This is a genomic window from Acinetobacter sp. ACZLY 512, assembly GCF_023614015.1.
Classification (GTDB): domain Bacteria; phylum Pseudomonadota; class Gammaproteobacteria; order Pseudomonadales; family Moraxellaceae; genus Acinetobacter; species Acinetobacter soli.
Map to the genome: position 1 here is coordinate 69,128 of NZ_JAKIVI010000004.1, position 12,109 is coordinate 81,236.

The 12,109-nt window shown below is 40.6% G+C and carries 13 protein-coding genes; 8 read left to right on the top strand and 5 right to left on the bottom strand.

The window, feature by feature from the left end:
* Positions 1 to 26: 26 nt before the first annotated feature.
* The 5 genes from L2096_RS06100 to L2096_RS06120 all read right to left on the bottom strand — a co-directional run bounded on the left by L2096_RS06100 (position 27) and on the right by L2096_RS06120 (position 5,836).
* Positions 27 to 776, bottom strand: coding sequence for a YebC/PmpR family DNA-binding transcriptional regulator (locus L2096_RS06100; protein WP_004937118.1), 750 nt, complete (start codon positions 774 to 776; stop codon positions 27 to 29).
* A gap of 147 nt (positions 777 to 923) precedes the next feature.
* Positions 924 to 1,484 carry a 1-acyl-sn-glycerol-3-phosphate acyltransferase gene (locus tag L2096_RS06105; protein ID WP_040053976.1) on the bottom strand — a complete coding sequence of 187 codons (561 nt, stop codon included), beginning with the start codon at positions 1,482 to 1,484 and terminating at the stop codon, positions 924 to 926.
* A 182-nt stretch (positions 1,485 to 1,666) separates the two neighbouring features.
* Complete coding sequence (locus tag L2096_RS06110; RefSeq protein WP_250365059.1) at positions 1,667 to 3,838, bottom strand: TonB-dependent siderophore receptor; 2,172 nt, start codon at positions 3,836 to 3,838, stop codon at positions 1,667 to 1,669.
* Between the two features lie 131 nt (positions 3,839 to 3,969).
* A complete protein-coding gene (chrA, locus tag L2096_RS06115; protein ID WP_250365060.1) occupies positions 3,970 to 5,163 on the bottom strand; it encodes a chromate efflux transporter in 1,194 nt (397 codons plus the stop codon).
* Between the two features lie 76 nt (positions 5,164 to 5,239).
* Positions 5,240 to 5,836, bottom strand: a complete 597-nt coding sequence (locus tag L2096_RS06120; RefSeq protein ID WP_502801289.1) for an HvfX family Cu-binding RiPP maturation protein — start codon at positions 5,834 to 5,836, stop codon at positions 5,240 to 5,242.
* A 162-nt stretch (positions 5,837 to 5,998) separates the two neighbouring features.
* Here L2096_RS06120 and L2096_RS06125 point away from each other — a divergent pair, with 162 nt between their 5' ends.
* The 8 genes from L2096_RS06125 (at position 5,999) to L2096_RS06160 (ending at position 12,058) form a co-directional block, all read left to right on the top strand.
* Positions 5,999 to 6,241 (top strand): HvfA family oxazolone/thioamide-modified RiPP metallophore, encoded by a 243-nt coding sequence (locus tag L2096_RS06125; protein ID WP_004937127.1) that lies wholly within the window; start codon positions 5,999 to 6,001, stop codon positions 6,239 to 6,241.
* A 72-nt stretch (positions 6,242 to 6,313) separates the two neighbouring features.
* Positions 6,314 to 7,177 (top strand): HvfB family MNIO-type RiPP peptide maturase, encoded by an 864-nt coding sequence (locus L2096_RS06130; RefSeq protein ID WP_004946852.1) that lies wholly within the window; start codon positions 6,314 to 6,316, stop codon positions 7,175 to 7,177.
* Positions 7,128 to 7,874: an HvfC family RiPP maturation protein gene (locus L2096_RS06135; RefSeq protein WP_151746383.1), complete on the top strand. Its 747-nt coding sequence runs from the start codon at positions 7,128 to 7,130 to the stop codon at positions 7,872 to 7,874. Before L2096_RS06130 ends, L2096_RS06135 begins: the two co-directional genes overlap by 50 nt.
* Positions 7,875 to 7,883: 9 nt before the next feature.
* On the top strand, positions 7,884 to 8,501 hold the full coding sequence (locus L2096_RS06140; RefSeq protein ID WP_055415755.1) for an RNA polymerase factor sigma-70: 618 nt from the start codon (positions 7,884 to 7,886) through the stop codon (positions 8,499 to 8,501).
* Entirely contained in the window at positions 8,495 to 8,692 is a 198-nt protein-coding gene (locus tag L2096_RS06145) for an anti-sigma factor family protein (RefSeq protein ID WP_004937134.1), read from the top strand. The genes L2096_RS06140 and L2096_RS06145 overlap by 7 nt, the downstream gene beginning before the upstream one ends.
* A 459-nt stretch (positions 8,693 to 9,151) precedes the next feature.
* The gene (locus tag L2096_RS06150; protein ID WP_250365062.1) at positions 9,152 to 10,645 is read left to right on the top strand and encodes a DUF4331 domain-containing protein; all 1,494 of its coding nucleotides are present in this window, start codon (positions 9,152 to 9,154) and stop codon (positions 10,643 to 10,645) included.
* A 15-nt stretch (positions 10,646 to 10,660) separates the two neighbouring features.
* On the top strand, positions 10,661 to 10,897 hold the full coding sequence (locus L2096_RS06155) for a hypothetical protein (protein WP_004937138.1): 237 nt from the start codon (positions 10,661 to 10,663) through the stop codon (positions 10,895 to 10,897).
* Positions 10,898 to 10,948: 51 nt separating this feature from the next.
* Positions 10,949 to 12,058, top strand: a complete 1,110-nt coding sequence (locus L2096_RS06160) for a tetratricopeptide repeat protein (RefSeq protein WP_250365063.1) — start codon at positions 10,949 to 10,951, stop codon at positions 12,056 to 12,058.
* Positions 12,059 to 12,109 lie beyond the last annotated feature (51 nt).

The window sequence follows — 12,109 nt, forward strand, 5'->3', positions numbered from 1 at the left end:
CACCTGTGCGGTGCGTTTCATATTATTTAGGCATCAAGTTGAGCCAAAACTTCGTCTGAAAATTCAACGTTTGTATAAACGTTTTGAACATCGTCCAGATCTTCAAGCATATCGATCATTTTTAAGATTTGTTTCGCTTGGTCGATATCGGTAATTTCAGCTTTGGTCGATGGACTCATCACTACTTCTGCATTGTCAGATTTCAGGCCTGCTGCTGCAAGTGCATCCTGAACATCACCAAAGCTCTCTGGTGTTGTGATGACCAAAATGCCATCTTCTTCCACTTCGATATCTTCAGCGCCCGCTTCGAGTGCGATTTCCATGATTTTGTCTTCTAAACTGACATCTTCAAAGCTGATTTCACCACGCTTGGTAAACAGATACGAAACCGAACCGTTAGTCCCCAAATTACCGTTGGTTTTACTGAAGCAGTGACGAACATCTGGTACTGTACGGTTAAGATTGTCTGTCATGGTTTCGACCAGAACAGCAACACCACCGACACCGTACCCCTCGTAGGTTACTTCGTTCAGATCATCATTGTCTTCACCGCCAGCACCACGCTGAATCGCACGGTTGATCGCGTCACGTGTCATATTTACAGATAAAGCTTTTTCAACGACCGCACGTAAACGAGGGTTGCTGGCTGCATCACCACCGCCTAGTTTTGCTGCAGTTACAATTTCACGAATATATTTTGTGAAAACTTTAGCACGGCTTGCATCTTGTTTTGCTTTACGATGCTTGGTGTTTGCCCACTTGGAATGACCTGCCATGTTGAAATATGCTCCTTACAGATTGGTACCATTACCAGATCAAATTTTTGCAATTCTACCATAAGCATATTTTTTGAAGAAAGTGCCTGATGATAGAGAAAATAATCGATTGGTCAGATAAAAACGTAATAAATACAGCTTTGATCGTTAATTTGATTGTTCTGGAATACAGATATCTAAGCCGACTTTTTCTTTATAAAGTGCCTGAATAAGCTTAAGGTCTGCTTCAAGATTTTCTGGATAAATTTTGCCTAAAATGCCGCCTTCTTTGGTAACAGGGTTGGCATACATCAACACAATTGGAACATTTGCCGCACGCGCGATGTGCCAGAAACCAGTACGAATCGGTTTGCGTGTAGAGCCGTCTTTTGCTCGCGTTGCTTGAGGCGCAATCACCAGATTAAAACGGTCATTTTGCTCAAATAGCTTGACCATTTGCGAGACGATATCTGATTTTGAATGGCGATCAACCGCAATACCGCCGAGTTTTTCTAAAAGTGGTTTGAGTGGTCCCTGAAAGAGCTCTTTTTTAATCAGCGTGTGAATTTTAATTTCTAAAATTTCAAACAAAGCAACTGAGAGTACAGCATCAAGATTAGATGTATGTTCAAATCCAATAATGACCTGCTTATTTTCAAGAATCTCTGGCTCGATGTGATAGCTCCAGCCAGACAATTTAAAAATCATTTTTGCAATTTGCTTTTTCATAAAACTCACGCCCAAATCAGTGCGCATAGTTTAATGTCGTTAAGGTGAAAGACAAGAGGTTTTATCTTAAAGTTTGAACACCGAGTGTAAGCACACCTCAATTACAAATAAGACATGAATAGACTCGGTATTTGATGTTTGTTTATCCAAAATCACTTTGGAGTGATCTACTGACTGAACAATTAATATTTAAATTTGACCGTAAAGTTAATTTGACGTGGATCACCCAAGGTCACCATATTGGCATTGAGTAATCCTGCATAATAGTCTTTATCAAACAAATTTTTAATCGACAATTGCGCGCCCCAGCGTGTTGCTTCGTAACCTGCTTCGGCATCGTAGAGTAAGTAAGATGGTGTGTGTACATCGAGTCCTTTATACGATTTTGAGCTTTCACCTCGAATGCCAGCACCGACAAACCATCCCGATGTTAAATCAGTCAGATAATAACGTGATGAGAGACTATAGCTATTTTGAGAGACATTATCGAGTGCTGCACCTACATTGCTCGCAACCGAATCTTTGGTAATTTTTGAGTCAAACATATGGCTAAAACTGGCTGTTAATCGCATGCGCTCAATGACCGTGGCACTGAGCTCTGCTTCAATACCACGGGTTAACTGCTCACCATTGAGTACATAAGCAGAGGTATTATTCGGGTCGCTGACTGCAACGTTTTGGCGACGTAAATCGTATAAGGCCAGACTCCCTTGAACCAACTGGTTCGGGCTTTGTAGTTTTACACCGATCTCAGCCTGCTGACCTGTTTCGGGTGCCAGAATGCTGCCATTGACATCGGTACGCGTATTCGGAATAAACGACGTGGCATAACTGGCGTAAGGAGCCACGATATCATTGATGCTGTAGAGCAGCCCCACATTTCCGGTAAATTTGTCATATGAGTTTCGGTCGGTCAGTCCTTTGGCTGCAACTCCAGACTTGGAAACATTTTGCGTTGATACCTCGGCCCAGTCTTGACGTCCTGCAAGGCTGAGTACCAGTTGATCTGTTAGGTTAATACGATCACGCACATATAAACCGCTATAGCGTAAACGGTTAATATCTTCGGTACTATTTGTTGCTACATATTTAACTGCTTGCCCATACACAGGGTTGTAAACGTTTAAATTTCCTGTGGTATATCGATCATTGATATAATCGTCTTTTGACTGCATGGCATCAACACCAATGCTGAGATCATGCTGCATACCCAGTAAATTAAACGCGCGCTGGAAGCTGTTATCTAATGAGTAAGTCAGCGTATCATGACTTTGATAACGCCCGTTATTGGTTCGATTGAGTGTGGTATAAGCAGGTGTGGTATTGACCCAGAAGTTTGTACCGGTTTGTGTAAACACAACCCGACCAGTCGATTTTAGTTGCTGAACCGCTGCATTTTGATTAAATGTCCAGCCGTTATCAAACTTGTATTTATAATTCCAGCCAGTGCGGTAAACATCTGCTTCATACCCACCAAAAGTTGGCTCACCTAAATATAAGCTTCGGTCAATCGTGCCATTCGGATTGGATTTTAAGGTGCCAATCACTGGTAAACCTTGTTGACGTAAATATTCTCGATGTTGATAGCTGGCAATCACCGATAGTTCGGCTTTATCGCCCAAATCGAAATTATAAGAAGGCGAGATATAAAAGTTTTTAAAGTACACATAGTCGGTTGGATCGTCTTGATCGGAAACACGACCTGTCAGTCTGAATGCACCTTTTTCAGTTTGCTTTGGCGCATAGTTCAAATCAAATGTGGCTTGTTTGAAGTTGTAGCTTCCGTAGCTCAGATCAGCAGTTGCAAAATTTTCGGCTTGTGGACGTTTAGTCACTAAATTGACCATGCCACCTGGTTGCACCAATCCAAAGTTCACAGACGCTGGCCCTTTAATGACCTGAACTTGATCCATACCAGATAAATCGACTGCAACACCATCTAAGGGTGACTGGCTTTGTCGAAGTCCATCGATATACACTTGATCAGACGAATTTTGACCACGAATAATAAAATCATCCCATCCTCTACGCCCTAAATAGCCAGCACTGACCCCAGCAACACCATTGATGGCTTGTGAAAGTGTAGTTGCTTGCTTTTGATCGAGTTGTTCTCGCGTAATGACACTAACAGATTGCGGGGTTTTAAATAACGGTGCATCAGATTTCAGTGCTGAACTTGCTTGGGTTGCAGCATATTTTTTCTGGTTCGAATCTGCCTGTAATGAAATAGTGGGTAAAATATTTGAAGATGTAGCAACATCTGATTGCGTTATTTCTTCTGCCCAAGCACTTGTAGATAAACCCGTAAAAAGAACGATATAGATTGCATGCGATAAACAATTCAATTTGTGCATGATGATGCTCAGGCAGTCGCTGTTAAAAATGATTCTTATTATCTTTATTTCGATTTGATTAGCAAGCAGAATTTAAGAGTGATCTTATATTTTTAATTTGAAATTAAAATCTTAGAATGCGATAGGTTGCTCTACATGAACCACCATCCTAAAAGACCCCCTAAAAAAACCACCAACCATACCGGAAGCTGCCAAACCATCAATGCAAGGAGCGCAAGAAGTGCCAGACTAAAGTCTTTTGAGGTATAAATACTATTGGTCCAGATCGGTTGATACAAAGCTGCCAACAGCAGGCCCACCACGGCTGCATTAATTCCTTTGAGCGCAGCAATCATCCATGCAAGATCACGAATACTTTGCCAAAAAGGTAAAATGCCGATAAGAAGAAAAAAAGATGGACTAAAAATTGCCACAATACACAAAATACCTCCTAGCCAAGGCGTGATCATGTGAGGCATCGAGGCGCCTAAGAAGCCAGCAAAAGTAAATAATGGGCCGGGCACCGCTTGAGCCAGTGAATAACCGGCTAAAAAGGTATTTTGCTCAATCCATCCAGTTGCGACGACTTGGGTGTTTAATAAAGGTAAAACAACGTGCCCACCACCAAAAACCAATGCCCCAGTACGATAAAAGGCATCAAAAATCGCAAGGGATGGGTTTGAAAACGTAAAACTCAGCACAGGTAGCGCAATCAGTAATCCAAAAAATAGGATCAATCCAGTGAAACCAATATGACGAGAATTTGCTGTCGATACTTGTTGTTTTTCTGTGCTTTGCGATGATCTGAAAATCAATGTACCTAATATTCCCGCCACAATAATCACCACGAGCTGAGTCCAGAGCGAGGGAAGCATTAACATCATGAATGTGCTTAAACTCATGAGGGTGATTCGGGTTGCATCTGGGCATAAAGTTTTTGTCATTCCCCAAAGTGCTTGTATCACCACCGCTACAGCGATAATTTTCAAGCCATGCAAAATACCAGTAAGTTGCATGCTTTGCAGATGATCAAAACCCAGTGCAAATGAAATTAATATGATGGCTGAAGGGAAGGTAAACCCTAGCCAAGCAACTAAAGCACCTTTATAGCCACCGCAATAGTAGCCAATTGCCATACCCACCTGACTACTGGCTGGCCCAGGTAAAAACTGGCACAGTGCAACGGTATCGGCATACTGAGCATCGTTTAACCATTTACGGCGGATGACGAACTCATCACGAAAATAGCCAAGATGCGCAGTTGGACCACCAAAGGAGGTGAGTCCTAAGCGCAAAAATACAAGAAAAATTGTCCAAAGTGACTGGGTGGAGATCATCATAGGCATCTGTGATACTGATTATTTTGAATCTAAAGTATCAGAAAGCGTATGAAAGCATCATGAATATGCATGATGATTTGTTTTATTTCAAACGAAACCAGTAATCCAGACTGACATAACGCCCACCGCCCAATTTGATTAGTGCAACTAGCATGATCAGGTAAGTGACTGCAAACTCGATTCCATTATTTAAAATTACAAAATTTCCACTTGAGGTCAACCAGTCATAATTGCCATGTTCGGTCAGAATTTGTCGTGCTCGCTCTAACTTTTCAGCAGAAGCAAGTACCTGAGCATTTGCAAAAGGCGCCGAAGGATCGGCAATTGCTTGCCAACCGTTTGGCAAATGAACAGTCAAGATTGCAACCAGCATGGTGATGATCAAGGGAATGCTGATCCAGCGAGTGAATATACCTAAGCTCAGACAAACTGCGCCAGCCAATTCAGTTGAGGTTGCAAGTGCAGCCATGACATAGGGGAAGGGCAAGCCCAACCCCCAGTCAGTATTGCCAAACCACTCTACAATATTGCTAAAGTGCATTAATTTATTTGTCCCTGCCATCCAAAAGATCGGAACTAAATACAATCGCAGCGCCAATGCGGGTAAGCCATCAAACGGAGTGCTCGCTTTTTTTACAGTTAAATAGAGCTGATTGATTTTTTTTGTATAAATATTCATCATTTTTTCACATCCGATGCGATTTAATTCACATTAGTCGAAAGGATCTCGATTTTCTTACATAAAAAAAATTTTTTTAATGTGTAATAAATTCAGATGAACTGCGTCTAACACCAAGTACACCCCGTACACACAATCAAAAAATGTAAAAAGGAATCGCTCATGAACAAATTAAACTCTATGACCACCGTGACTGCGCTATTGGCTTTGTCTGTCCTTGGCCCAACTCAGATTGCAACAGCTGCAACCTCATCTTCTACGGAAACCCATGCCAGTAAGGCAGCAGATGGTAAGTGCGGCAGTGCTAAATGTGGTGCGGATCATGCCAAGAAAGGGCATAAGTCGGCAGATGCAAAATGTGGTGCAGATAAAAAAATGGCAGATGCAAAATGTGGTTCTAAATAAACCGATCAGATATGTACAAGATCGGCTCATTCAATGGATGGGCCGATCTTGATTTGGATAAGGAGCTTGCTCATGATTGAAACTTCACACGTTGGGCTCGGTTTAAGACGAGAATTTATCGATGATTTTTTAAGTGCAGCTTATCCGCCTGATTTTATCGAAATTGCACCTGAAAACTGGATGAACTTTGGCGGTCGACACGCAAAACTTCTTGCGACCTGTGTTGAAAAGTCTCCTCTTGTTTGTCATGGTCTTTCTCTCTCAATTGGCGGGCCACATCCGCTCAACCTTGAGTTTATTCATAAAATCAAAGCATTTTTAAATACTTATAATGTCAGTATTTACTCTGAGCATTTAAGTTATTCTCATGATGGCGGATACTTATATGACTTGTTACCCATTCCAATGACTCAAGACGCTGTTCGTTATGTTGCGGAGCGTATTTTACGTGTACAGGATATTTTGGGGCAAAAACTGGTCATTGAAAATGTATCGACTTATTTAATGCCCGGTGCTGAGATGACCGAAGCAGAATTTATTGTAGAAGTAATCAAGCAGGCGGATTGCGAATTACTTTTAGATGTAAACAACGTATACGTGAACAGCATAAATCACGGCACTGATGCTCAAGCGTTTATTTGTGCGATGCCTCAAGACAAAATACGCTATTTGCATATTGCAGGTCATGCGCAAGTAGAAGATCACCTGATCATTGATACACATGGTGATGCGATTACGGATTCTGTATGGCAACTTCTGGCGTTTACTTATCAACAATGTGGAATCAAGCCAACATTATTAGAACGGGATTTCAATATTCCGAGTTGGGAAGAACTCAATAAAGAATTAAAAAAAATTAAGACCATTCAAGCCATGGAGAGTGGATATGAACCAAATTCAGAAATCATTTCAGCACACGCAGCAGCAATTCTGTAATTGGATTCGCCATCCACATTCTGATTTGGCTAGCGTTTACGATCATGAGCGCATGCAAGTGTATCGTGATTTGGTATTTAATAATATTAGCTCGTTTATCAATCTGGTTTATCCGATTACGCGCAGATTATTGCTTGAATGTCAGTGGCAAGCACTATTACAGGATTTTGTCGCAAATTCGAAATGTCAATCTCCGTACTCAAACGAGATAGCGCTAGAGTTTCGTGAGTATTATTCTCATCAAGCTCATCCCATGTTTAGTCAATATCCTTGGTTAGCCGAGCTTCTACAATTTGAGTGGCTTGAATTGTATTTAGACACTTTGGTTATCGATCAACCGGTATGTGTAGAACCTTATCAATGGCAGTTAAAGCAGGCTGTTTGGGTTTTGGTTTATCAATATCCTGTATATGAATGGACACTCGATACACAACCGAATGACATTCAGCTTGCACCTGGTGTGATTATGGTATGGCGTGATGAAATTGATCAAATCCGTTTAGAGCGATTATCGCCGTTATTTGGATTGCTCATCGAACATCTGGTCGAACATGGTGGCGCTATGCAAGATACGCTTCATGATTTAATCGTTTCGATTTTGGGAGATCAGCCTAATGACGTGGCTGAAAACCAATTAAATGAACTGAAATCGTTACTGCTTAAGTTTGATTTGGTCTCCATTTCTGTGTCTAAGTGAGAATTCTTCATGACCATAGCTGCGTCGACTCAAGCGGGTCACATTACTGATCAGTTGAATGATCCTATTTTTATTGCCGATCTTAGACATCAAATGATTAAGTTTGCTGTGTTACAGATGTCTTCTATCCAAAGCGCCGAAGATGTCGTGCAGGAAGCACTTATCAGTGCACTAGAACATGCCGCTTCGTTTTCAGGTCGGTGTGCGTTTAAAACGTGGGTATTTGCAATTTTAAAAAATAAAATCATCGACTTTATCCGTAAGCAATCACGCTTGATCAGCATGACAGATTTATTCGATGATGATTCTGAAAAAAGCATCGATACATTGTTTAATGACAAGAATCACTGGCATGCACATGAAGCACCACAGGCATGGCCAAGTCCAGACCAGATGCTTGAACAAGAAGACTTCTGGGTAATTTTTGATGCCTGCCTCAATCATTTGCCTGCACAGCAGGCACAAGTGTTTATGTTGCGTGAAATGATTGAGCTAAGCTCACAGGAAATTTGCAATAAGCTAGGGTTAACTATTTCAAATTTTAATGTATTGATGTACCGCAGTCGAACACGCCTAAGAGAATGTCTCGAAAATAAATGGCTTTTAAAGGAGGAATGTTCATGCTGACCTGTCGAAAAGCGACTCAACTACTCTCGGAAAAACAAGATCGTTCACTTGCATTAAATGAACTTACACATCTTCAATTACATTTATTGATGTGTATATCCTGTCGCCGCTATGCAAAACAAATTAAAGTAATTTCAATATTATCAAGTAAATTTAAACAATTAAAAGATGATGAATTAAATAATGATTAAATTTAAAAAACGTGAAGATCATTCATGTTTTATGACGCTTTTTTGTGGCTTTGGTCTGAAGTTTAAAATATATAAAAATTAAATTAAACTAATGTAATGATAAATATAAATAAAAAGTAATAGTTTGATTATTTATTTTTTAAGTTGTTGTTTTTAATAATTTAAATTTTTAGAATTTATCTTTATTTGTGTTTAAAATGTTCGAATGATTTTCATTTAATCAAGTATTTTATATATAAATAATCCAGATTTTAAAATAAAAATCATGTGAAATCAGACTGAAAAGCAAATACTTGACTTCACAAAAATATTGATTTCATCCGTTATTTTCAAAATGATCACATAATATTCACATTCTCTCCTATATGTTAATATGGTCCCTCATAATGATTTAAAACAATGTAGGGATAAAAAAAAAGTAATAACGATGAAATGAAATATTGGTCAAGGAGATAGCCAATGAACAATCGTATCGCACTAGCGATGGCATTAATGGGGTTAAGTGCTTGTGCACTTGCATCCAGTCACCGCGAAGCTCCATCCATCACCAAAACACCTAAAGTAGATGCCACCGATTTTTATATGTTTAAAAGCTATGAAAGTAATCGGGGCGACTATGTCACTATTTTAGCCAATTACCAGCCACTTCAAGATGCTTATGGTGGCCCGAACTACTTTGCTTTAGACCCTAAAGCGCTTTATGAGATTCATATCGATAACAATGGTGATGCGCAAGAAGATATTACTTTTCAATTTAAATTTGATCAGGAGTTAAAAGATCTACAAGTACCTGTAGGTGGCAAAAATATCTCTGTACCATTGTCAAATATTGGAAAAATTACCAATGATGGCAGTTCTGCTCAAAACACGGCTGAAACATATACCGTGACCATGGTCAAAGGTGATCGACGTAAAGGCGATCGTAACGTGTTGGGCTCCTTTAAAAAACCTTTTGATAATGTGGGCGCAAAATCAATTCCCAATTATCAGTCTTATGCCAATAGTTTTGTGCAAAATATCAACTTTGGCAGCTGCGGATCAGGCAAAGTATTTGTCGGCCAGCGCCAAGATCCATTTGCAGTCAATCTTGGTGAAGTCTTTGACCTTGTAAATATCAAGATTCCTGCTACTCAGCTTGCACCATCGGGTGTGAATGCTGAAGATCAGGGACTTAATACCATTGGCAATAAAAACGTGACGACCATTGCACTTGAAGTGCCACAATCATGTTTGGTGTCTTCGGGTGAAACAGTAATTGGTGGTTGGACCACAGCTAGTTTACCTCAAGCGACTTTACTTAACCCGACTCCAGAGAGTAATTTGACCAGTGCATCTAAAGTGGGTGGGGCATGGACGCAAGTTTCCCGTTTGGGTATGCCTTTGGTCAATGAGGTGGTGATTGGTTTAAAAGACAAAGACAAATTCAATGCCAGCAAACCAGTCAATGATGGCCAGTTTGCCGATTATGTTACCAATCCAACATTACCAACATTGATTGAAGTGTTATTTAAAGACGCTACAGGCGGTGCCGTGGTTGCGCCAACCAATTTCCCACGCACCGATCTGGTCAATGCATTTTTACTTGGAGTACCGGGTCTGAATCAGCCTAAAAACGTGAAAGCCTCTGAAATGTTGCGCTTAAATACTGCAATTGCAGCGCAAGCCAAAGATAAGCAAAATCGTTTAGGTGTGATCGGTGGAGACACCAGCGGATTCCCAAATGGTCGCCGTCCGGGAGATGATGTAGTCGATATCGAGCTACGTGTTGCGATGGGTTTACTGTGTACCATTGATGGTGTGAATACCGCAGTGGGCTGTAAAACGTCGGATGCGAAAGCAGGTACGATTGGATTTACCGACGGTGCATTGCAGTCACCTCAGCAGTTTGGTACCACTTTCCCGTATCTTAACACTCCAGTTGCGGGTTCACCGTTCAATACTGCCAGTAAGTAATGAGGAGTCATTACCATGAAAAAAATAACCTTGATGTTCATGGTTGTTTGGGGATTGAGCGGTTGTGGTGGCAGTGGAGATGATCATGCTTCTAATAACACCCAAACGCAGAGCGATCCTGTGTTACGAGAAACTTTGACGTTAACCAACCAATCACAAAGCAGCTTTAGTCAGTCTGAACCTAAATCTCTGAAAGATATTTCAGAAGCTTCGATTGATAACAAAGCAGAGCCGCTTGCAGTTAAATTTTAAGGATTTGCGCCCTAGGTGTTGAGCCTCGGGCGTATTTAAGAGGGATACCCAATGTTGATGCGTAAACTGTCGTTCGCCATAATTTTAATGATTCCTGTAAGTTCGATTTATGCTCATCCAAAGCACCATCATAGCTATAGCGGTAATACTGAAAAAAACCAAAATCCCAAAGCCACTTATAGTGACGCAACGCGTAATCAAATTGTGAATGTATTACTTGAAAATGCCTACGCCAAAGGTGACGGTGATTCACTCGAAAAAGCTGAACAATTGATGCAAAAAAGCAATGATCCATCAGATCTTGAAAATCAGTTGCTAAATACCCGCATTGAGCAAGCGAATCATAATTTTTCGGCTGCAGAACAGCGTTTAAAACAGCTTTTAAAAACTCAACCCAACAACAGCGATGCTATTTTACAGCTGGCCAATATTTACCGTTTGCAAGGAAAATACAGTGCGTCTACCCAGTTATGCCAACAGCTGACGCAGCCTGAAGTCATGCTTTATCGTGCAGGATGCGAGTTGCAGGTTGATGCAATGACAAAGTCTTATTCACAGCTTAAACCTCAAATTGATCAGCTTCTTTCGCAAACACCACGTATGAGCCGCGCAGATCAACAATGGTTGGGAAATATCTTTATTGAACTTGCCACACGGTTTAACGATGCGGCACTTGCAGATAAATCTATGTTATTGCTGCAAACCAATAACTTACCCAATACATTAGCAAAAGCGAATTGGTACATCGCACAACATCAGTATCAGACTGCACTGAAGCTTTTAACACCTTACCGCTATCATGACGGTGCGATGTACCGCATTATTTTGTGCAAACAAAAACTGAATGATCCAAGTGCCCAGACTGATCTCAATGAGCTAACCCAGCGCGTACAAGATTTACTTGACCATCATGACCATATTCATTTACGTGAGCAGGCACAGTTTCTCTGGATTTCTAAAAAATACAATGAAGGACTCAAAATCGCGGCTAAAAACTGGGATATGCAACGAGAAAATGATGATTTTGAAGTGTATGCAGCACTTGCTATCGCAGCTAAAGATACTGATATTTCTAAAAAATTACTAACTTGGAGTGAAAAAACTGGTTATCAACATCCAGAATATATTCCTCAATTACAACAGATCGTGAATCAGTCATGATGTGAAAATTTAAACTGAACCAGCCTATAAAAACTTAAAAATAACTGACTT